Raw genomic sequence first — 21,199 nt, forward strand, 5'->3', positions numbered from 1 at the left:
CATCTTGGCTAATTCACCCGCACATTACTCGGTGTTAACCGCCGCCCACTGGGGACCAATCCTCGTCGACACTGATGGGGAGACAGTTTTCTCCTCGCGTGGCGCTCTGCCCACCACTCATCCCAACTCTTTGCAAACCGTGGTGCGCGACCAGGTTCACAGTAAAACGCGGGTACGTTTTCCGATGGTGCGTAAAGGGTTTCTCGCCTCGCCGGAGAACCCACAGGGCATACGTGGGCAGGATGAGTTTGTTCGCGTCAGTTGGGACGACGCGCTGAATCTTATCCATACGCAGCATAAACGCATCCGTGACAGCTACGGCCCGGCCTCAATTTTTGCCGGTTCGTACGGCTGGCGTTCCAACGGCGTGTTACACAAAGCGGCGACCCTGTTACAGCGTTATATGGCGTTGGCGGGCGGTTATACCGGGCATCTGGGGGATTACTCGACGGGGGCTGCGCAGGCGATCATGCCGTACGTGGTGGGCGGGAACGAAGTTTACCAGCAGCAAACCAGCTGGCCGGTGGTGCTGGAGAACAGCGAGGTGGTGGTGTTGTGGAGCGCCAATCCGCTGAATACCCTGAAGATTGCCTGGAACGCGTCCGATGAGCAGGGCCTCGCGTACTTTGAGGCATTGCGCGACAGCGGTAAACGGTTGATCTGTATCGATCCGATGCGATCGGAAAGCGTCGATTTCTTTGGCGATAAGATGGAATGGATTGCCCCGCATATGGGGACCGACGTAGCGCTGATGCTGGGCATCGCGCATACGCTGGTGGAAAACGGCTGGCATGACGAGGACTTTCTCGCCCGGTGTACCACCGGATATGACCGTTTTGCCGACTATCTGCTGGGTAAATCTGATGATGTTGCAAAAACGGCAGAATGGGCGGCTGAGATTTGTGGCATTCCGGCGGCGAAGATACGCGAACTTGCGGCGTTATTTCACCAAAATACCACCATGCTGATGGCCGGATGGGGCATGCAGCGCCAGCAGTATGGCGAGCAGAAACACTGGATGATTGTCACCCTGGCCGCCATGCTCGGACAAATCGGGACGCCAGGCGGCGGTTTTGGGCTGTCGTACCATTTTGCCAACGGCGGCAACCCAACGCGCCGGGCTGCGGTGCTGGCTTCAATGCAGGGCAGCGTTAAAGACGGCACCGACGCGGTAGATAAAATCCCGGTGGCGCGAATTGTCGAAGCGCTGGAAAATCCCGGCGGTTTTTACCAGCACAACGGCATGGACCGCCATTTCCCGGACATCCGTATGCTGTGGTGGGCGGGTGGCGCTAACTTCACCCATCATCAGGACACTAACCGTTTAATTCGCGCCTGGCAAAAACCGGAGCTGGTGGTCATCTCGGAGTGTTTCTGGACCGCCGCAGCAAAGCATGCCGATATCGTGCTGCCAGCAACCACCTCCTTTGAGCGTAATGATTTGACCATGACTGGCGATTACAGCAACCAGCACCTGGTGCCGATGAAGCAGGTCGTACCGCCGCAGGACGAAGCGCGAAATGATTTTGATGTCTTTGCCGAGCTGAGTGAGCGCTGGGAAAAGGGCGGATATGAACGGTTCACCGAAGGTAAAAGCGAACTGGCGTGGTTGGAGACTTTTTACAATATTGCCGGGCAACGTGGGGCCAGTCAGCAGGTGACATTGCCGCCTTTCGCCGAGTTTTGGCAGCGCAACGCCCTGATCGAAATGCCGGAAAACGCCGCCAGCGCACAGTTTATCCGTTTTGCGGATTTTCGCTGCGACCCGCAGGCGCATCCGCTGAAAACGGACAGCGGCAAAATTGAAATCTACTCCGCGAGGATTGCCGGTTACGGCTACGCGGACTGCGGGGGACACCCGATGTGGCTGGAGCCGGATGAGTGGTTCGGTAACGCCGAACCGGACCAGCTACAGCTGCTTTCCGCCCATCCGGCGCACCGTTTGCATAGTCAGCTTAACTACAGTGCGCTACGTGAGCAGTACGCGGTAGCGGATCGTGAGCCGATAACGATTCATCCGCAGGACGCCCACGCGCGCGGCATTGCGGATGGCGATACGGTCAGGGTGTGGAACCAGCGCGGGCAAGTTCTGGCGGGCGCGGTGGTGACGGCGGGTATTAAACCCGGCGTCATCTGTATTCATGAAGGCGCCTGGCCTGATTTGGATCTCGCAGCGAACGGTATTTGTAAAAATGGCGCCGTCAACGTGCTGACCAAAGATCTCCCCAGCTCGAAGCTGGGGAATGGCTGCGCGGGCAATACTGCGCTGGCGTGGCTTGAAAAATATAGCGGACCAACGTTGGCGCTTACGGCGTTTGATCCGCCTGCCAGCCCATAATCCACGTGGGGTGGTGAGTCTCTTCCTGCCATGCGCCGTCTTCAATGCGAAAACCCAGCGCATGGTAGAAGTTCACCGCTGATTGATTCTTCTGGTAGACCTCAAGGCTGAGTATCGAAAAGCGCTGCTGGACATGCTGCACCAGCGCTTTGCCGATCCCGCTTCTGATGGCGGCAGGTGCGACAAACAGCGCGCCGAGAAAGCGGTCGTCAATCACACTGGCAAAGCCTTTGAGCTCGCCTTCTTCTTCCCAAACCCAGGTTTGCGCGGCTGGCAGATAAACATCCCGCACCACGGATTCACTTTCGCGCCAGTAGCGCTCTTCGATAAATGGATGGGCATGGATTGTGCTTTCCATCCACAGCGCCAGAATTGACGGCAGATCGTCAGCCTTGGATTCACGAATCATGTTGTTCTCCCGGATAACAGATGCAGCTGGTGACATGGTCGTTGACCAGGCCGCACGCCTGCATAAAGGAGTAACAAATGGTGGTGCCGACAAACTTAAATCCGCGTTTTTTTAACGCTTTAGACAGCGCGTCTGACGCAGGCGTGGAGGTGGGAATATCGCTCAGGTTGGCGGCGCGAGTCACTTGCGGTTGGTTATCAACAAATGACCAGACGAATTCGCTAAACGACTCTCCGTTTTGCGCCATCGTCAGAAAAGCACGAGCGTTGCCGATAATGGCCTGAATTTTTCCGCGATGGCGAATAATGCGGGCATCCAGTACCAGCCTTTCCACATCCTCTTCGGTCATGGCCGCCACTTTTTCCGGGTCAAAATGGTGGAAAGCGTGGCGATAATTTTCCCGTTTCTTTAGCACGGTAATCCACGATAACCCGGCCTGCTGACCTTCCAGGCAGATCATTTCGAACAGTTTATTACTATCTGTTTCGGGGACGCCCCATTCCTTGTCGTGGTAGGCAATGTAAAGTGGATCCTGACTGACCCATCCGCAACGCTGCATATTCTTCCTCGCTGTTTTTACTGGCGTAAAAATTTCATTCGGCCCGCCTTGACGCGCCAGCTAAAAAGACAATATTTAATACAGGGCCAGATGGGCCCATATCCTTCATACAATGACAATAATATTGCCGAATTCGGCTCTTTTCTGGAGTCGCGTTGATGATTATAAGAAACAGTAGTGGTCATCAGAGGTTAACTCTGGTGAGCGTTGTAGTTTGTGCGCTGTCCATCAATACAGCATATGGCTGGCAACAAGAATATATCGTTGATGCGATGTCAGGGCATACGGCTGAACGTTATACATGGGACAGCGATCACCAACCACGTTATAACGACATTCTGGAAGAACGTATTCGTTCCACTCAGAACGTGGCGGGTCCCGTGGTGAATCTGGCGGATGAGACGCCTATGGATGCGACCAGCGGCATGAGTATGGGCTGGAACTTCCCGCTTTCAAGGCAGGTGACAACTGGTCCGGTTGCCGCACTGCATTATGACGGTTCAACCACATCTACTTACAACGAATTTGGCGATAGCGCGACGTCGGTAACGCAGAACGATCCGCTGTGGCATGCCAGCGTGAGCTCGTTGGGCTGGCGAGTCAATTCGCAGTTCGGTGATGTGCGACCGTGGGCGCAAATCAGCTATAACCAGCAGTTTGGCGAGAATATCTGGAAGGCGCAGTCGGGTCTCAGCCGCATGTCAGCAGCGGGTCAGGATGGTAACTGGGTGGATGTCACCGTCGGTGCGGATATGCTGTTGAACCCGCACATGGCGGCTTACGCAGCGCTTTCGCAGGCGGAAAACAGTACCAACAACAGCGACTATATGTACACCATGGGAGTGAGCGCCAAATTTTAACGTAAGTAATCAGCATACAAACATCTTGATTACATGTTGAGATCAACAATCACACGCACTCCAGCGATAGCGTGTACTAACTCATGCGATAAAATTCAGTAACCCGACTTTTTGTCTCGTCATTCATTCCGCATTCCAGGCATTTCATTCCGTCCTGGCGGCATTTCATGCCGTTTTCTCCTGCTCATAAAAGCGCTTCGGTATGGTTGTTGGCAGAGAATTTCCCATTTTGTTTATGCAGGAAGACTGCCATGAAAACTTCTGATTATCAGCGTACCCGCTGGCTGACACTGATCGGCACCATCATTACCCAATTTGCTTTAGGTTCTGTTTATACCTGGAGCCTGTTTAACGGTGCGCTCTCTTCTAAGCTTGATGCGCCAGTGAGTCAGGTTGCCTTTTCCTTTGGCCTGCTGAGCCTCGGGCTGGCGATTTCTTCTTCCGTCGCCGGGAAACTGCAGGAACGTTTTGGCGTGAAACGTGTCACCATGGCCTCCGGTATTTTACTGGGTGTCGGCTTCTTCTTAACCGCCCACTCTGACAGCCTGATTATGCTGTGGCTGAGCGCCGGTGTATTGGTTGGTCTGGCGGATGGCGCAGGCTACCTGTTAACACTTTCCAACTGTGTAAAATGGTTCCCTGAGCGTAAAGGGCTGATTTCCGCCTTTGCCATCGGTTCTTACGGTCTTGGCAGCCTCGGTTTTAAATTCATCGACAGCCAACTGTTGAGCACTGTGGGTCTGGAAAAAACCTTCATGATTTGGGGCGCGATTGTGCTGGTGATGATCGTCTTTGGCTCCACGCTGATGAAAGACGCGCCGAATCAGGAAGTGAAAACGAAAAATGGCGTGGTTGAGAATGACTACACCCTGGCGCAGTCCATGCGTAAACCGCAGTACTGGATGCTGGCAGTGATGTTCCTGACGGCGTGTATGAGTGGGCTGTATGTGATTGGCGTGGCGAAAGATATTGCACAAAGCCTGGCGCATATGGATGTGGCAACGGCGGCAAATGCGGTTACCGTCATTTCTATCGCTAACCTGTCAGGTCGTCTGGTTCTGGGGATTCTGTCCGACAAAATCTCTCGTATTCGCGTTATCACCATTGGGCAGGTCGTTTCGCTGGTCGGTATGGCGGCACTGCTGTTCGCCCCGCTGAATGATGCGACCTTCTTCGCGGCGATTGCCTGTGTAGCATTTAACTTTGGCGGTACCATCACCGTGTTCCCGTCACTGGTGAGCGAGTTCTTCGGTTTGAATAACCTGGCTAAAAACTACGGCGTCATTTACTTAGGTTTCGGTATCGGCAGCATTTGTGGTTCCATTATCGCCTCGCTGTTCGGCGGTTTCTATGTGACCTTCTGCGTTATCTTTGCGCTGTTAATTATCTCGCTGGCACTCTCCACCACCATCCGCCAGCCACAGCGTAGCGTATATACCGAGGCGCACGCCTAAACCTATTAGTAGTCTGATTAATACCTGGCGCATATATTTACAAAAATATATGCGTCATTTGCATTCTCCATAAGCACTTTTTCCCCCTCCTGTGGTCTACTTACCCGCGCCCGTAGACATTTCACTTCTGCTGTTGTCGCATTTTCCCCTGCCTGGTCTGTTTGACTACTGCTCAGGGTGTTTTAATCCCGATTCCCAGGGTTTGTTTGCATGAGATACATTAAGTCGATGACGCAGCAGAAACTCAGTTTCCTGCTGGCAATCTATATCGGTTTGTTTATGAACTGTGCTGTATTTTTCCGGCGCTTTAGCGGATATGCACACGAGTTTACCGTCTGGAAAGGACTCTCTGCGGTTGTTGAATTAGCCGGCACTGTGCTGGTGACCTTCTTTTTACTACGGCTTCTCTCTTTATTTGGTCGGCGCGCCTGGCGTGTCCTGACAACCTTAGTGGTGCTGTGTTCTGCTGGTGCCAGCTATTACATGACCTTCCTGAATGTGGTAATTGGTTACGGTATTATTGCCTCCGTAATGACCACGGATATTGATTTATCGAAAGAAGTGGTTGGCTGGCATTTTGTCGTGTGGCTGGTTTCGGTCAGCATTTTACCGTTGGTTCTGATTTGGAGTAATCGCTGCCGCTATACCCTGATGAAACAGATCCGTACGCCTGGTATGAGATGGCGCAGCGTGGCGGTAGTTTTACTGGCTGGTCTGATGGTATGGGTCCCGATTCGCCTGCTGAGTATGCAACAGAGAAGCGTTGAGCGAGCAACGGGAATCGATTTACCCAGCTATGGCGGGGTAGTGGCGAATTCCTATCTGCCGTCAAACTGGCTCTCCGCGCTGGGTCTGTACGCCTGGGCACAGGTGGATGAATCCTCAGACAACAAATCGTTGATGAACCCGGCGAAGAAGTTTACCTATGTTGCCCCCAAAAACCTCGACGACACCTATGTGGTCTTTATTATCGGCGAAACGACCCGCTGGGATCATATGGGGATTTTTGGCTATGAGCGTAATACCACGCCAAGGCTCGCCCAGGAGAAAAATCTGGCCGCCTTCCGTGGATATTCCTGTGATACGGCAACCAAACTTTCGCTGCGTTGCATGTTTGTGCGTGAGGGTGGGGCAGAAGAAAACCCGCAGCGTACTCTGAAAGAACAAAACGTCTTCTCCGTGCTCGGCCAGTTAGGGTTCAAGACCGATCTTTACGCGATGCAAAGCGAGATGTGGTTCTACAGTAACACCATGGCGGAGAACATCGCCTATCGTGAGCAGATTGGCGCAGAGCCACGTAACCGTGGCAAGAACGTTGACGATATGCTGTTGATTACCGAGATGCAGCAGTCTCTACAAAATAATGAAGATGGTGGCAAACATCTGATTATTCTGCATACCAAGGGCTCGCATTTTAACTACACCCAGCGCTACACCCGCGAATATGCGCAGTGGAAGCCGGAGTGTGTCAATGTTGATAGCGGCTGCTCGAAGGCCCAGATGATCAACTCATTCGATAACTCGGTAACCTATGTTGATCACTTTATTACCAAAGTATTTGATCAACTACGCGATAAGAAAGCGATCGTGTTCTACGCCGCCGATCACGGTGAGTCGATTAACGAGCGCGAGCATCTGCACGGTACGCCGCGTAAAATGGCGCCACCTGAGCAGTTCCGCGTTCCTATGATGGTGTGGATGTCTGACAAGTATCTGGAAGACCCCGACCATGCGAAGGCGTTTGCACACCTTAAGCAAGAAGCTGATATGAAGGTGCCGCGTCGTCATGTGGAACTGTACGACACCATTTTGGGTTGCCTCGGTTATACCTCGCCAAATGGTGGTATTAACGAGAATAACAACTGGTGTCGTATCCCGGACGCGAATAAGGCTACAGCCCAGTAACTGAGCTGCTGACTTTCTCGCCGATTAAATGGCATTTTGATACTAAGGGATTGACGGGCGCGCAGCTGAGCAGTAAGATGCGCCCCGCATTCGGTGATTGGCGCAGCCTGGTAGCGCACTTCGTTCGGGACGAAGGGGTCGGAGGTTCGAATCCTCTATCACCGACCAAATTAGAATAGCCCGCTCTCTGAGCGGGCTTTTTGCATTCCGGAATCCACGAGGATGAGAACCTCCGGGGGCAAGAGGTTCGACTCGAGCGTAGCGAGAGAACGTTGCGTCAGCAACGGCCCGCAGGGCGAGCCACGCAGTGGCGAGTAATCCTCTATCACCGACCAAATTAGAAAAGCCCGCTCTCTGAGCGGGCTTTTTGCATTTGTGGCTTTTGTAGGCCTGATAAGCGAAGCGCCATCAGGCAAAACATCACGCTATAACAGACACTGCCGGATGCGGCGCAGGCGCCTTATCCGGCCTACAGGCGAAGCGCCATCAGGCAAAACATCACGCTATAACAGACACTGCCGGATGCGGCGCAAGCGCCTTATCCGGCCTACAGGCGAAGCGCTGGCAGGGCGTATTTTGTGTTTTTCCGACCCCACGTTTGACCTTCATTTTATCTGCAAAAATTGTGCACCACTTCCCACTGACTGTTAACGATTCTGTGACATATTCCATTGCCTTTTTTTATATTTGCTTGAAACTTTTTTTGCGCTACTTATGGCTGAAGCTGGCATTTTCCGCTGTGCGCTTTAACGTTCATGGTATTAATCGCTCAGATATGCAGCATTAATTTAGAAAGTTTGAATAAATTGCATAAATGTTAATCACCAAATGTTGCGAAATATGAAGATGTTTATTCTGGCATAGTGCGCGTAGCACAAATTTCCCTGCTGAAAATGTCCTTCCGCACTTTTTTTAATCTTTGTTTGTGAATTCTCACCGTTGGCGTAAATCACGGTGACCTGTATTGACGTTTTCACATTCTGTTGACAGATTGTAGGGTATGAGGGGCATTTCATGGAGAATCCGCACTGCAACTCAGTCGCTTATGTGAACGGAATCCCCATCCTCTTAACGCCGACCCGGCCGGGTAAAAAACAAAAAAGGCCAGGCGGTGCAAACCCACTGCAAAGGGTAAAACAACAAACATCACATTGGAGCAGAAGAATGAGTATTTCCTTGAAGAAGTCAGGGATGCTGAAGCTTGGTCTGAGCCTGGTGGCTATGACCGTCGCAGCAAGCGTACAGGCTAAAACTCTGGTTTATTGTTCAGAAGGATCTCCTGAAGGCTTTAACCCGCAGCTTTTCACCTCTGGCACCACCTATGATGCCAGCTCTGTACCGATCTATAACCGCCTGGTCGAGTTCAAAACCGGTACGACTGAAGTGATCCCGGGCCTTGCTGAGAAGTGGGAAATCAGCGAAGACGGCAAAACCTACACCTTCCACCTGCGTCAGGGCGTGAAGTGGCAGGACAACAAAGAATTTAAACCGACGCGCGATTTTAACGCCGATGACGTGGTGTTCTCTTTCGATCGTCAGAAAAATGCCCAGAACCCGTACCACAAAGTCTCTGGCGGCAGCTATGAATACTTCGAAGGGATGGGTCTGCCGGATCTGATCTCCGAAGTGAAAAAAGTGGACGATAAAACCGTTCAGTTCGTGCTGACTCGCCCGGAAGCGCCGTTCCTGGCTGACCTGGCGATGGACTTCGCTTCTATTCTTTCCAAAGAATATGCTGACAACATGCTGAAAGCCGGTTCTCCGGAGAAAGTGGATCTGAACCCAATTGGTACCGGTCCGTTCCAGCTGCAGCAGTACCAGAAAGACTCCCGTATTCTGTATAAAGCATTCGAAGGTTACTGGGGCACCAAGCCGCAGATCGACCGTCTGGTCTTCTCCATTACGCCTGATGCTTCCGTGCGTTACGCCAAACTGCAGAAGAACGAGTGCCAGGTGATGCCGTACCCGAACCCGGCAGACATCGCGCGCATGAAGCAGGATAAAAACATCAACCTGATGGAGCAGGCGGGTCTGAACGTGGGCTACCTCTCTTTCAATACCGAGAAGAAACCGTTTGATGACGTGAAAGTCCGTCAGGCGCTGACCTACGCGGTAAACAAAGAAGCGATCATCAAAGCGGTTTATCAGGGCGCTGGCGTTGCCGCGAAAAACCTGATCCCGCCGACCATGTGGGGCTATAACGACGACGTTAAAGACTACACCTACGATCCTGAGAAGGCCAAAGCGCTGCTGAAGGAAGCTGGTCAGGACAAAGGCTTTACCGTTGAGCTGTGGGCTATGCCGGTACAGCGTCCATATAACCCGAACGCACGTCGTATGGCAGAAATGGTTCAGGCTGACTGGGCGAAAATTGGCGTTCAGGCCAAGATTGTGACCTACGAGTGGGGCGAGTATCTGAAACGCGCCAAAGCGGGTGAGCATCAGGCGGTGATGATGGGTTGGACCGGTGACAACGGGGATCCGGACAACTTCTTCGCGACCTTGTTCAGCTGTGCGGCAGCGAAAGACGGTTCTAACTACTCTCGCTGGTGCTACAAGCCGTTTGAAGACCTGATCCAGCCGGCGCGTGCGACCGACGATCACAACAAACGTATTGAACTGTACAAGCAAGCTCAGGTTGTTATGCACGACCAGGCTCCGGCTCTGATTGTTGCTCACTCCACCGTGTACGAACCAGTGCGTAAAGAAGTGAAAGGCTATGTGGTTGATCCATTAGGCAAACACCACTTCGAAAACGTCTCTGTCGAATAATTAAAAGCAATTAAGGAAGCGCTGCGCCCCGGTATTGTGTAGGCCGGATAAGCGCAGCGCCCTCCGGCGTAATGCTTTACCCGCGATGCAGTTTGCGTGGGATAAGATTTGTGAGCAATACAGACTCACGGTTCCAGGCCGTGCGTCATTAGAGAGAATCCGGGTTATGTTGCAGTTCATTCTCCGACGTTTGGGACTCGTCATCCCCACGTTTATCGGTATCACTCTTCTCACCTTTGCCTTCGTCCATATGATCCCCGGCGATCCGGTTATGATCATGGCGGGTGAACGTGGGATCTCCCCTGAGCGTCATGCTCAACTGTTGGCTGAACTCGGTCTGGATAAGCCGATGTGGCAGCAGTACCTCCACTATATCTGGGGGGTTATGCATGGTGATTTAGGTATCTCACTGAAAAGCCGCTTACCGGTGTGGGAAGAGTTCGTACCTCGCTTCAAAGCAACGCTGGAACTCGGCGTCTGCGCGATGATTTTCGCCGTCGCAGTGGGTATCCCAGTGGGTGTACTTGCTGCCGTTAAGCGCGGCTCCATTTTCGATCACACGGCAGTTGGCCTGGCGCTGACCGGTTACTCTATGCCGATTTTCTGGTGGGGCATGATGCTGATCATGCTGGTTTCCGTGCAGTTGAACCTGACGCCAGTTTCTGGGCGGGTGAGCGACATGGTGTTCCTTGATGATTCCAATCCGCTAACCGGCTTTATGCTGATCGACACCGCCATCTGGGGTGAAGAGGGCAACTTTATTGATGCGTTGGCGCATATGATCCTGCCTGCGATGGTGCTGGGTACCATTCCTCTGGCGGTCATTGTGCGTATGACCCGTTCATCGATGCTGGAAGTGCTGGGTGAAGATTACATCCGTACCGCGCGCGCCAAAGGCCTGACTCGTATGCGCGTCATCATTATTCACGCTCTGCGTAACGCGATGCTGCCTGTGGTGACCGTTATCGGCCTGCAGGTTGGTACGTTGCTGGCCGGGGCGATCCTGACCGAGACCATCTTCTCGTGGCCGGGACTGGGGCGCTGGCTGATCGATGCGCTGCAACGCCGCGATTATCCGGTGGTGCAGGGCGGGGTGCTGCTGGTCGCGACGATGATTATCCTCGTCAACCTGCTGGTAGACCTGCTGTACGGCGTGGTGAACCCGCGTATTCGGCATAAGAAGTAAGGGGCCATCATGTCACAGGTTACTGAAAATAAAGTTATTGCTGCACCGGTGCCGATGACTCCGCTGCAGGAGTTCTGGCACTATTTTAAACGCAACAAAGGTGCGGTTGTTGGGCTGGTGTACGTTGTGGTGATGATCCTGATTGCGGTCTTTGCCAACGTCCTCGCACCCTACAACCCGGCAGACCAGTTCCGCGATACGCTGCTGGCTCCTCCCGCGTGGCAGGAAGGCGGTACCATGGCGCATCTGTTTGGTACTGATGATGTAGGCCGCGACGTGCTGTCCCGCCTGATGTACGGTGCGCGTCTGTCGCTGTTGGTCGGCTGTCTGGTGGTAGTACTCTCCCTGCTGATGGGCGTGGTTCTTGGGCTGATCGCCGGTTACTTTGGCGGGATTGTCGATAACGTCATCATGCGTGTGGTCGATATCATGCTGGCATTGCCGAGCCTGTTGCTGGCGCTGGTGCTGGTGGCGGTATTTGGCCCCTCGATTGGCAACGCCGCGTTGGCGCTGACGTTCGTGGCATTGCCGCACTATGTCCGTTTGACGCGCGCCGCCGTGCTGGTGGAGGTTAACCGCGACTACGTCACCGCATCTCGCGTGGCGGGAGCCGGCGCGATGCGCCAGATGTTCGTCAACATTCTTCCTAACTGTCTTGCGCCGCTGATTGTTCAGGCGTCGCTTGGCTTCTCTAACGCCATTCTCGATATGGCTGCCCTCGGCTTCCTGGGGATGGGCGCACAGCCGCCTACGCCGGAATGGGGCACCATGCTCTCTGACGTTCTGCAGTTTGCCCAAAGCGCCTGGTGGGTTGTGACCTTCCCGGGGCTGGCGATCCTGTTGACGGTGCTGGCATTTAACCTGATGGGTGACGGTCTGCGTGACGCGCTCGATCCCAAACTGAAGCAGTAAGAGGTTCGAGATGGCGTTATTAAATGTAGATAAATTATCGGTGCATTTCGGCGACGTAGGTTCCGAATTCCGCGCCGTAGACCGCATTAGCTACAGTGTGAATCAGGGTGAAGTGGTTGGCATTGTAGGAGAGTCCGGCTCTGGTAAGTCCGTCAGTTCGCTGGCGATTATGGGACTGATTGACTACCCAGGCCGCGTTATGGCCGAAAATCTGGAGTTTAATGGTCGCGACCTGAAGCGCATCTCTGAGAAAGAGCGTCGCCAGTTAGTGGGTGCGGAAGTGGCGATGATCTTCCAGGACCCGATGACCAGCCTTAACCCCTGCTACACCGTCGGCTACCAGATTATGGAAGCCATTAAAGTGCACCAGGGCGGCAACAAAAAAACGCGTATTCAGCGGGCAATAGACCTGCTGACGCTGGTGGGTATCCCCGATCCGGCCTCACGTCTGGATGTATATCCTCACCAGTTGTCCGGTGGGATGAGCCAGCGCGTGATGATCGCGATGGCGATAGCCTGTCGTCCGAAACTGCTGATTGCCGACGAACCGACAACGGCGCTGGATGTGACTATTCAGGCGCAGATCATCGAGCTACTGCTGGAATTGCAGCAAAAAGAGAACATGGCGCTGGTCTTAATCACGCACGATCTGGCGCTAGTGGCTGAAGCGGCACACAAAATCATCGTGATGTACGCCGGCCAGGTGGTAGAAACCGGAGCCGCGCAGGATATTTTCCGCGCGCCGCGTCATCCTTACACCCAGGCGCTGCTGCGCGCGCTGCCTGAGTTTGCTCAGGATAAAGCACGTCTGGCCTCGCTGCCGGGCGTGGTTCCCGGGAAATATGACCGCCCGAGCGGCTGTTTGCTGAACCCACGCTGCCCCTATGCGACCGACAAATGCCGCGCTGAAGAACCTGAACTGAACCTGCTGGAAGGCGGTCGTCAGTCGAAATGCCACTACCCACTTGACGATGCCGGGAGGCCTGGGCTATGAGTACGCAAAAGGCCGCTTTGCCACAGCCGCTGTTGCAGGCTATTGATCTGAAAAAACACTACCCGGTGAAAAAGGGCATGTTCGCCCCGGAGCGCCTGGTGAAAGCGCTGGATGGCGTCTCCTTTACCTTAGAACGCGGTAAAACACTGGCGGTGGTAGGCGAGTCGGGCTGTGGGAAATCCACCCTTGGCCGCCTGCTGACGATGATTGAAGTCCCGACCGGCGGTGAGCTGTATTACCAGGGACAGGATCTGCTTAAGCACGACCCGCAGGCGCAAAAGCTGCGTCGGCAGAAAATCCAGATTGTATTCCAGAACCCGTACGGTTCCCTGAACCCGCGTAAAAAAGTGGGACAGATTCTGGAAGAGCCGCTGCTGATCAACTCCACGCTCAGCAAAGAGGAACGTCGTGAAAAAGCGCTGGCGATGATGGCGAAAGTGGGGCTGAAAACCGAACACTACGACCGCTATCCGCATATGTTCTCCGGCGGTCAGCGTCAGCGTATTGCCATCGCTCGCGGTCTGATGCTTGACCCGGACGTGGTGATTGCCGATGAACCGGTCTCAGCGCTGGACGTCTCGGTGCGTGCGCAGGTGCTGAATCTGATGATGGATTTGCAGCAGGAACTGGGGCTGTCATACGTCTTTATCTCGCACGACCTGTCGGTGGTCGAGCACATTGCCGATGAAGTGATGGTGATGTATTTAGGCCGCTGCGTGGAGAAAGGGACGAAGGACCAAATCTTCAATAATCCGCGTCATCCGTACACGCAAGCGCTGCTCTCCGCAACGCCGCGTCTGAACCCGGACGATCGCCGTGAGCGTATCAAGCTGACCGGTGAACTGCCAAGCCCGCTGAATCCGCCGCCGGGCTGCGCGTTTAACGCCCGCTGCCGTCGTCGCTTTGGTCCGTGTACCCAGCTTCAGCCGCAGTTGAAAGATTACGGCGGTCAACTGGTGGCGTGTTTTGCCGTTGATCAGGATGAGAATCCACAGCAATAAACCTGGGTTATGACCCGATAACCGGAGCCTTGTGCTCCGGTTTTTTTATATTTTCTCTTTACGTCCACAATGTGAGTCCTTTGGCAGAACATTATTCCACAGCGTCTAGAATGTAGTCAGATTTCCTCTAGTCACAGAAATATCTATTTCGCAGTTGCTAACTACCAGGAGCAAATGTGGTCACGATACGCTGGGATATTAAAACAATTGATCGTCTGTCGATGGTTGAGGATGTCCTGAAGGAGTTTTCCTGCTGTGATATCAATATCATCTCCATGAAAGTCACGCCTGGGCGGATCCTGATTAAATCCTGGTGCCGCCAGCTACAGGATATTTCCTGTGTGCAATCCTGTTTAAGCCAGCGCGCCGATATTATTCATGTCGCTTACCTCTGTGAGGAGATAAGTGAGCTGTCAACGCCGGAGCCGGAACGGCCGCGCTATTTCTCTGACATTATTTGCAGCAGCCAGAGCATGCACGCGCTTATCGAAAAGGCGATAAAAATTGCCGACAGCAAATATACCGTTCTGATCCGTGGCGATACGGGGACCGGTAAAGAGCTGCTGGCCCGGGCTATCCATAATTCCGGGCAGCGACGTTTTTATCCGTTTATTCCGGTCAACTGCTCTGCGCTACCTGAGTCGCTAATGGAGAGTGAATTCTTTGGCTATGAGAAAGGGGCTTTCAGCGGCGCGGATTGTAAAGGCAAAAAAGGGCTGTTTGAAATGGCCGATAAAGGCACCCTTTTTCTCGATGAGTTTGGCGAAATGTCGCTGAGCTTACAGGCTAAACTCCTGCGCGTGCTTCAGGATGGCGGGATTCGGCGCGTTGGCGGAGCGCATATTATTCCGGTCAATGTGCGCATTATTGTGGCAACCAATGCCAATCTGGAAGAGATGGTAGAACAACGTCTGCTGCGCGCCGATCTCTATTACCGCATCAACGTGCTTTCACTGACCATTCCACCTTTGCGCGAGCGTCCACAGGATATCAGCCTGCTGATTCGCCACTTTGTGCAGAAATACGCAAAGGAATTCCAGCGGCGGATCATTCTGGATAAAGCCTGTTTTGATGCCCTGCACCATCACACCTGGCCGGGAAACGTGCGCGAACTGGAAAATACCATTATTCGCCTGATGCTGATGGCTGAATCCGATGTTATTACGCGGGAAGAATTAGGGATGGTGAATTTGCCTGCCGTTGAGCGGGGCCCGACAGAACGTCCTTTTAAAGAGCAGGTTCTGTGTGCTGAACGCCAGCTCATTGAACAGATGGTGGAAGATAATGTGTCGTCACGGCATATCGCCAAAGCGCTGGGCGTGTCGCACACCACGGTGCTGAATAAAATTCGCGGCTATCAGCTGGAGAGTGTGAGTTAAGCGCCGCCAGCGTCTGACGGCGCGATATACGTGGGTTATTCAATCAGCTTCAATAAGGGCGACAGGCACAGCAGAATTCCGTACAGCAGGATCAACCAGGTTTTCAGTCCGCGCAGTTTTTCCAGTTGCGTTACTTTATAGATCAGGAAGAACGGAATAATACACGACACAATCCCGTAAAGCGGGCTACCTAACTGGAAGAACACCAGTACCGATACGCGAAATGACACCCAAATGACCAGGGTGATAACAATAAAGGTGCAAATACCCAGCGTAAGCACCAACGGATTAATTTTCTCAATGTCAATGACGCGGCTCAGAACGTTGAGAATAATACCTTTGATCGCTTCGTGGAATCCCAGATAAATACCAAAGAACGCGGTTAATACGGCGAAGATATTTAATACCGTTGAGGTGATATGAATAATCTGCCCAGGAATGACCTGAGCCGCCAGCGCCAGTGCTGAAATATTTTGTTCGAAAGCCGAAACGGCCTCTTCATGGCTAATGGAAAAGGTAAAAGAGAAGGAGAAAAACAGAATGACAGCAATCAGAGTAATGTAACTGATGCGATGCGTACGGATTGCCATACGCGTAGCCAGCACCCGGTCCGCCACCCGTTTGCGGTAGGCGATGTTCATTGGGTTCAACACCTGAATAAACACCGCCGAGAAGAAGCAGAACGGGATGGTTAGCAGTACATCACGAAAGAAGACCGATGCTTCAGGGAAGGCGCTGATATTAGCGAAGTTCCAGTGCGGAACCATCGCAAAACCAAATACGATGATGATACCCACTTTGACCACCACCATCGGGCCGGAGATTTTGAACAGCAGCTTTTCTCCCCCGGAAGCAATGGCGACCAGCACGGCAAAAATGGCCACTTTATAGATTATCGACTGCGAAAGATCGGCCTCGGTCAAGCCGAAGGTTTTGATATATGAGGCGCTGTCAAAAACCACGGATAAGGAATAAATAAATATGCCGTGAATAATCATCAGAAAATAGATGACGCCAAGAAATACGCCCCAGTTTTTTCCCAGATAATGACTTATAATATCCGTGTAGTCATTACAGGTTTCGCTTTCTGATAATGTTTTTAAATAAATATCCTGCACAATATAAGTTGCCGGATAAGCAATAATAAAGGCAACGATAAATACCCAAATGCCTGTTAAGCCAATTTGTACCGGCATCAGTACCGTTCCGGCACCAATGGCCATGCCGATGCACAGTAATACCCAGCCAAAATCGTATTTCGTAAACGGTATTTTTTTTGAGAATGGTACGGCGGTTGCTGTATTGTTGCTTAATTGTAATGTGTTGTCCTGCATAGAACCCCCTGCCCAAAATACACGTTCTCCCCGAAAGAGGATCGCGTGTATTGCCAGACTGTTGTGCCTTGATTCTCAACAACCTGAACCGAACGACGTCGGTTCAGGCCATATTGGTCAGAATGTTGCCTTTCTGATGGCGTGTTCAAGGTCGTTAATAATATCTTCTGGATCTTCAAGACCCACAGAAAGACGGATAAGCCCGTCGGTAATACCTGCTTTGAGCCGTTCCTCAGGTGCAACGGGCGAATGTGTCATAGACGCTGGGTGCTGAATTAGGGTTTCGGTATCACCGAGACTGACCGCGAGGAGGCACAATTCTACAGAATTGATCATCCGCCTACCAGCCTCGAGGCCGCCGGCGATTTCGAAGCTGATAATTCCACCTGGCAGGCTCATTTGCCGCTGGCCCAACTCATACTGTGGATGCGAAGTCAGGCCAGGATAATACACCCGAGTAATAGATGGATGCCCTTCGAGGAAGCGGGCGATTTTCAGCGCATTTTCACAGTGGCGTTCCATACGAATGCCCAGCGTTTTAACGCCGCGCAGTGTTAACCACGCATTGAAAGGACTCATGCAGCCGCCGGTGATATCTTTCAGGCCTACAAACCGCGCCTGGTCGATAAACTCCTGCTTACCAACAATGATGCCGCCAATCACATCCCCGTGACCATTGATATATTTGGTGACGCTGTGAACCACAATATCCGCGCCCAGTTGCAAAGGCTGTTGACAGTACGGCGACATAAAGGTGTTATCCACCACCAGCAATGCGCCCTGTTGATGGGCGATACCGGCCACCGTTTCAATGTCGACCAGCGACAGCGTTGGGTTGGCGGGCGTTTCGATATACACAACTTTGGTTTCTGGTCGCATGGCGGCGCGGATTTCTTCAGGCTTTGCCGCGTCGACAAAGCTGACGTTAATCCCAAACTTCGGCATGCTGTGCGACAAAAACGCATGGGTGCAGCCGTAAATCGCGCTGGCGGAAACGATATGGTCACTCTGCTGGCAAAGCGTCAACAGCGTTGTGGTGATAGCTGAAATACCGGACGCGGTTGCCAACCCGGCTTCACCTCTTTCCAGTACCGCCAGCTTTTTCTCCAGCGCATCGGTGGTGGGGTTACCCAAGCGGGTGTAAATGTACCCGGACTCTTCGAGCGCAAAGCGGGCGGCACCTTGTTCGGCGCTGTCAAAAACAAACGTTGAGGTCTGGAAAATAGGCGTACTAAGCGCGCCAGTTGAAGGGTCGGGTTGTTGCCCCGCGTGAACGATCTGGGTGTTGAATCCGTAAGTACGACAGTCAGACATGATATCTCCTTTAATTCGGAACAGAACAGCTCACAGTCAAATAGCAATCGCTGTGCCAGAAAATGAACTGATAGATATCAATGTGTTATGTTTTTGTCTGAACTAATGGTCGGCAGGAATGTTGCCAACTGGAAAGAATCTTTCCAGCGTGCTGGTAAGAAAATGGGTGAATTGCGAGGCGCTACGCAGAGCGCAATATTGCGCAGTGATATGGCAAGTGGGCTGCCGTAGAATCAGCGGCAAGCCGGGAATTCCCGGTGAGGCGCAATGTTGCGGGGGCTTGATCCCCGGCGGCATCGGTTGCTGGAAAGAGAAAACCCCCGCACGTTGTTCGGTATAAACCAGGCAACAAGACGGGGGCTAACTTGACTCCAGACAAGTTAAGGATAGCCGCGAACAGTTGCCATTGCAACACAGGCGGCTATATGACGCTCGCACAGTTAGGCGTGGCCTTCTGGCACGATTTAGCGGCTCCAATCATCGCTGGCACCATTGCCAGCCTTATTGTGAGCTGGCTGCGTAACAGGAAGTAATGCGCTTTGTGGGCGTCTGCCTGCCGTGATGGCAACATGCGCCCGAACCAGGCCGCAGGGGGCGACCTTGCGGCCTTTTTCGGCTTAAATGCAGATAAATCTCGTCGCCAGGTACCTATCCTGTCGCGATAATGCACGCTGGGAAGTTTTCAGATACCGCCTCTCTTAATACCGCTACGATCGGGTATACTCTGACGGCAGTTTCGTCTATCCGTGGAGAGTCAGTTTGCGTGTCAGTCGCTCGTTAACAATTAAGCAGATGGCAATGGTTGCGGCCGTTGTTATGGTGTTCGTTTTTATTTTTTGCACCGTTTTGTTGTTCCATCTGGTCCAGCAAAACCGCTATAACACGGCTACGCAACTGGAAAGTATCGCTCGCTCCGTCCGTGAGCCTCTGTCGGACACTATCCTGAAAGGGGATATTCCCGAAGCGGAAGCCATTTTAAAAAGTATTCGGCCAGCGGGTGTAGTCAGTCGCGCCGATGTGGTGCTGCCCAATCAGTTTCAGGCGTTGCGGATGAGTTTTATCCCTGAACGCCCCGTTCCTGTTACGGTGACTCGCCTGTTTGAGCTTCCGGTACAAATTTCGCTGCCGATCTATTCTCTTGAGCGTTCAGCTAACCCGCAACCGCTGGCGTATCTGGTACTGCAGGCGGATTCGTACCGCATGTACAAATTCGTGATGAGTACGCTCTCGACGTTAGTGACCATTTACTTACTTTTGTCGTTAATACTGACCGTCGCCATCTCCTGGTGCATTAACCGCTTGATTGTGCACCCCTTACGTAAAATTGCCCGTGAGCTGAACGACATCCAACAGCAGGATCTGATTGGCTATCAATTGGCATTGCCGCGTCTACATCAGGATGATGAGATTGGTATGCTGGTGCGTAGCTACAATCTTAATCAGCAGTTGATTCAGCGACATAGCGAAGAGCAAAGCGACTTTGCAATGCGTTTCCCGGTTTCCGAACTGCCCAATAAGTCGTTTTTAATGGGGCTGCTGGAGCAGGTTGTTACCCGCCAGCAGACGACGGCGCTGATGATTGTCACCTGCGAAACCTTACGTGATACCGCGGGTGTGTTAACTGAAACTCAGCGGGAAATCCTGCTGCTTACGCTGGTAGAAAAACTCAAGTCGGTATTAGCCCCCAGGATGGTGCTTTCCCAGGTGAGTGGCTATGACTTCGCCATCATCGCCCATGGTGTAAAAGAACCCTGGCACGCTATTACTTTAGGTCAGCAAGTACTCACTATCGTTAACGAGCGATTACCTATTCAGGGTATTCAACTGCGTCCTACCTGCAACATTGGGGTAGCAATGTTCTATGGTGATTTGACCGCAGAACAGCTTTACCGCCGCGCCCTGTCGGCCGTGTTAACCTCGCGCCATAAGGGTAAAAATCAAATTCAGTTCTTTGATCCGTTACAGATGGAAGAGGCGCAGCAGCGTTTGACGGAAGAGAACGATATTCTCAGCGCGCTGGATAACCAGCAGTTCGCGCTTTGGATGCAGCCGCAGGTGGAAATGTCCAGCGGTAAGGTATTGAGCGCAGAAGCATTATTGCGGATGCAGCAGCCGGACGGAAGCTGGGAGCTGCCCGAAGGGTTAATCGACAGGATTGAGTCCTGCGGCCTGATGGTGACGGTTGGTTACTGGGTGTTGGAAGAGACGTGTCGCCAGCTGTCAGCGTGGCAGGAACGGGGTCTGATGCTGCCGCTGTCGGTGAATTTGTCCGCATTACAGCTGATGCACCCGAGTATGGTCTCGGACCTGCTGGAGTTGTTAAACCGCTATCGCATCAAGCCTGGTACGTTGATCCTGGAAGTGACTGAAAGCCGACATATCGATGATCCCCACGCCGCGGTGGCCATTTTGCGCCCATTGCGTAATGCGGGAGTACGTATCGCACTGGATGACTTTGGCATGGGGTATGCGGGCCTGCGTCAGCTGCAGCACATGAAGTCGCTACCGGTGGATGTCCTCAAAATCGATAAGATGTTTGTCGATGGGGTACCTGAGGATTGCAGCATGATCTCCGCCATCATTCAGTTGGCCCACAGCCTTAATTTGCAGATGATCGCCGAAGGTGTCGAAACCGAAGCGCAGCGTGAATGGCTATCACAAGCCGGGGTGGAAGTGGCACAAGGGTTCCTGTTTGCCAGACCGGTTCCGGCAAATATCTTCGAAGAACGTTATCTGGCGCCGGAAAGCGCTGATTACAAAAGTTAAAAAAGGTCTCGCTTGT

The 21,199-nt window shown here is 52.8% G+C and carries 16 protein-coding genes, 1 tRNA gene and 1 other RNA gene; 14 read left to right on the forward strand and 4 right to left on the reverse strand.

Annotation, left to right across the window (positions count from 1 at the left end; genetic code table 11):
* Window positions 1-4: 4 nt before the first annotated feature.
* Window positions 5-2,338 (forward strand): molybdopterin guanine dinucleotide-containing S/N-oxide reductase, encoded by a 2,334-nt coding sequence (locus C2U43_RS01395; RefSeq protein ID WP_103284596.1) that lies wholly within the window; start codon window positions 5-7, stop codon window positions 2,336-2,338.
* On the opposite strand, the gene C2U43_RS01400 is transcribed toward C2U43_RS01395, so the two are convergent.
* Window positions 2,307-2,747 (reverse strand): N-acetyltransferase, encoded by a 441-nt coding sequence (locus tag C2U43_RS01400; protein ID WP_008786424.1) that lies wholly within the window; start codon window positions 2,745-2,747, stop codon window positions 2,307-2,309. The two genes, C2U43_RS01395 and C2U43_RS01400, sit on opposite strands and share 32 nt — an antisense overlap.
* On the reverse strand, window positions 2,737-3,306 hold the full coding sequence (gene tag / locus C2U43_RS01405; RefSeq protein ID WP_103284597.1) for a DNA-3-methyladenine glycosylase I: 570 nt from the start codon (window positions 3,304-3,306) through the stop codon (window positions 2,737-2,739). Before tag ends, C2U43_RS01400 begins: the two co-directional genes overlap by 11 nt.
* A gap of 158 nt (window positions 3,307-3,464) precedes the next feature.
* Between tag and C2U43_RS01410 the strand changes: the two genes are divergently transcribed.
* From C2U43_RS01410 to C2U43_RS01475, 11 genes are all read left to right on the forward strand, one after another.
* Complete coding sequence (locus C2U43_RS01410; protein ID WP_020996061.1) at window positions 3,465-4,166, forward strand: autotransporter outer membrane beta-barrel domain-containing protein; 702 nt, start codon at window positions 3,465-3,467, stop codon at window positions 4,164-4,166.
* 251 nt (window positions 4,167-4,417) lie between these two features.
* A complete protein-coding gene (locus C2U43_RS01415; RefSeq protein WP_020996062.1) occupies window positions 4,418-5,620 on the forward strand; it encodes an L-lactate MFS transporter in 1,203 nt (400 codons plus the stop codon).
* A gap of 210 nt (window positions 5,621-5,830) precedes the next feature.
* Complete coding sequence (gene eptB / locus C2U43_RS01420; RefSeq protein WP_103284598.1) at window positions 5,831-7,525, forward strand: kdo(2)-lipid A phosphoethanolamine 7''-transferase; 1,695 nt, start codon at window positions 5,831-5,833, stop codon at window positions 7,523-7,525.
* A gap of 91 nt (window positions 7,526-7,616) precedes the next feature.
* Window positions 7,617-7,693: transfer RNA gene (locus tag C2U43_RS01425), tRNA-Pro, on the forward strand.
* 34 nt (window positions 7,694-7,727) lie between these two features.
* A non-coding RNA gene (locus C2U43_RS01430) (RtT sRNA) lies at window positions 7,728-7,860 on the forward strand.
* Window positions 7,861-8,689: 829 nt separating this feature from the next.
* Window positions 8,690-10,297: a dipeptide ABC transporter periplasmic-binding protein DppA gene (gene dppA / locus C2U43_RS01445; RefSeq protein WP_003827414.1), complete on the forward strand. Its 1,608-nt coding sequence runs from the start codon at window positions 8,690-8,692 to the stop codon at window positions 10,295-10,297.
* 166 nt (window positions 10,298-10,463) lie between these two features.
* Window positions 10,464-11,483 carry a dipeptide ABC transporter permease DppB gene (gene dppB, locus C2U43_RS01455; protein ID WP_032945322.1) on the forward strand — a complete coding sequence of 340 codons (1,020 nt, stop codon included), beginning with the start codon at window positions 10,464-10,466 and terminating at the stop codon, window positions 11,481-11,483.
* A 9-nt stretch (window positions 11,484-11,492) separates the two neighbouring features.
* The gene (gene dppC, locus C2U43_RS01460; RefSeq protein ID WP_003024315.1) at window positions 11,493-12,395 is read left to right on the forward strand and encodes a dipeptide ABC transporter permease DppC; all 903 of its coding nucleotides are present in this window, start codon (window positions 11,493-11,495) and stop codon (window positions 12,393-12,395) included.
* Window positions 12,396-12,405: 10 nt separating this feature from the next.
* Window positions 12,406-13,389: a dipeptide ABC transporter ATP-binding protein gene (gene dppD / locus C2U43_RS01465; protein ID WP_003024317.1), complete on the forward strand. Its 984-nt coding sequence runs from the start codon at window positions 12,406-12,408 to the stop codon at window positions 13,387-13,389.
* Window positions 13,386-14,390: a dipeptide ABC transporter ATP-binding subunit DppF gene (gene dppF / locus C2U43_RS01470; protein ID WP_003827418.1), complete on the forward strand. Its 1,005-nt coding sequence runs from the start codon at window positions 13,386-13,388 to the stop codon at window positions 14,388-14,390. The genes dppD and dppF overlap by 4 nt, the downstream gene beginning before the upstream one ends.
* A 176-nt stretch (window positions 14,391-14,566) precedes the next feature.
* Window positions 14,567-15,769, forward strand: a complete 1,203-nt coding sequence (locus tag C2U43_RS01475) for a sigma-54 interaction domain-containing protein (RefSeq protein WP_057067482.1) — start codon at window positions 14,567-14,569, stop codon at window positions 15,767-15,769.
* 35 nt (window positions 15,770-15,804) lie between these two features.
* On the opposite strand, the gene C2U43_RS01480 is transcribed toward C2U43_RS01475, so the two are convergent.
* On the reverse strand, window positions 15,805-17,103 hold the full coding sequence (locus C2U43_RS01480) for an amino acid permease (protein WP_008786415.1): 1,299 nt from the start codon (window positions 17,101-17,103) through the stop codon (window positions 15,805-15,807).
* Between the two features lie 117 nt (window positions 17,104-17,220).
* A complete protein-coding gene (gene megL / locus C2U43_RS01485) occupies window positions 17,221-18,417 on the reverse strand; it encodes a methionine gamma-lyase (RefSeq protein WP_048236980.1) in 1,197 nt (398 codons plus the stop codon).
* Between the two features lie 425 nt (window positions 18,418-18,842).
* Here megL and C2U43_RS29295 point away from each other — a divergent pair, with 425 nt between their 5' ends.
* Both C2U43_RS29295 and hmsP read left to right on the forward strand, forming a co-directional pair.
* On the forward strand, window positions 18,843-18,950 hold the full coding sequence (locus C2U43_RS29295) for a type I toxin-antitoxin system toxin Ldr family protein (RefSeq protein ID WP_003827426.1): 108 nt from the start codon (window positions 18,843-18,845) through the stop codon (window positions 18,948-18,950).
* Between the two features lie 226 nt (window positions 18,951-19,176).
* Window positions 19,177-21,183 carry a biofilm formation regulator HmsP gene (gene hmsP, locus C2U43_RS01495; RefSeq protein ID WP_020996063.1) on the forward strand — a complete coding sequence of 669 codons (2,007 nt, stop codon included), beginning with the start codon at window positions 19,177-19,179 and terminating at the stop codon, window positions 21,181-21,183.
* Window positions 21,184-21,199: the final 16 nt, after the last annotated feature.

It is taken from the genome of Citrobacter freundii complex sp. CFNIH9 (assembly GCF_002903305.1).
In the GTDB taxonomy this organism is placed as follows: domain Bacteria; phylum Pseudomonadota; class Gammaproteobacteria; order Enterobacterales; family Enterobacteriaceae; genus Citrobacter; species Citrobacter portucalensis.

Bases quoted from the DNA above. Each gene is read 5' to 3' on its own strand.
- C2U43_RS01400 (WP_008786424.1), bottom strand. From the start codon at position 2,747: ATGATTCGTGAATCCAAGGCTGACGATCTGCCGTCAATTCTGGCGCTG.
- tag (WP_103284597.1), bottom strand. From the start codon at position 3,306: ATGCAGCGTTGCGGATGGGTCAGTCAGGATCCACTTTACATTGCCTAC.
- C2U43_RS01410 (WP_020996061.1), top strand. From the start codon at position 3,465: ATGATTATAAGAAACAGTAGTGGTCATCAGAGGTTAACTCTGGTGAGC.
- C2U43_RS01415 (WP_020996062.1), top strand. From the start codon at position 4,418: ATGAAAACTTCTGATTATCAGCGTACCCGCTGGCTGACACTGATCGGC.
- eptB (WP_103284598.1), top strand. From the start codon at position 5,831: ATGAGATACATTAAGTCGATGACGCAGCAGAAACTCAGTTTCCTGCTG.
- dppA (WP_003827414.1), top strand. From the start codon at position 8,690: ATGAGTATTTCCTTGAAGAAGTCAGGGATGCTGAAGCTTGGTCTGAGC.
- dppB (WP_032945322.1), top strand. From the start codon at position 10,464: ATGTTGCAGTTCATTCTCCGACGTTTGGGACTCGTCATCCCCACGTTT.
- dppC (WP_003024315.1), top strand. From the start codon at position 11,493: ATGTCACAGGTTACTGAAAATAAAGTTATTGCTGCACCGGTGCCGATG.
- dppD (WP_003024317.1), top strand. From the start codon at position 12,406: ATGGCGTTATTAAATGTAGATAAATTATCGGTGCATTTCGGCGACGTA.
- dppF (WP_003827418.1), top strand. From the start codon at position 13,386: ATGAGTACGCAAAAGGCCGCTTTGCCACAGCCGCTGTTGCAGGCTATT.
- C2U43_RS01480 (WP_008786415.1), bottom strand. From the start codon at position 17,103: ATGCAGGACAACACATTACAATTAAGCAACAATACAGCAACCGCCGTA.
- megL (WP_048236980.1), bottom strand. From the start codon at position 18,417: ATGTCTGACTGTCGTACTTACGGATTCAACACCCAGATCGTTCACGCG.
- C2U43_RS29295 (WP_003827426.1), top strand. From the start codon at position 18,843: ATGACGCTCGCACAGTTAGGCGTGGCCTTCTGGCACGATTTAGCGGCT.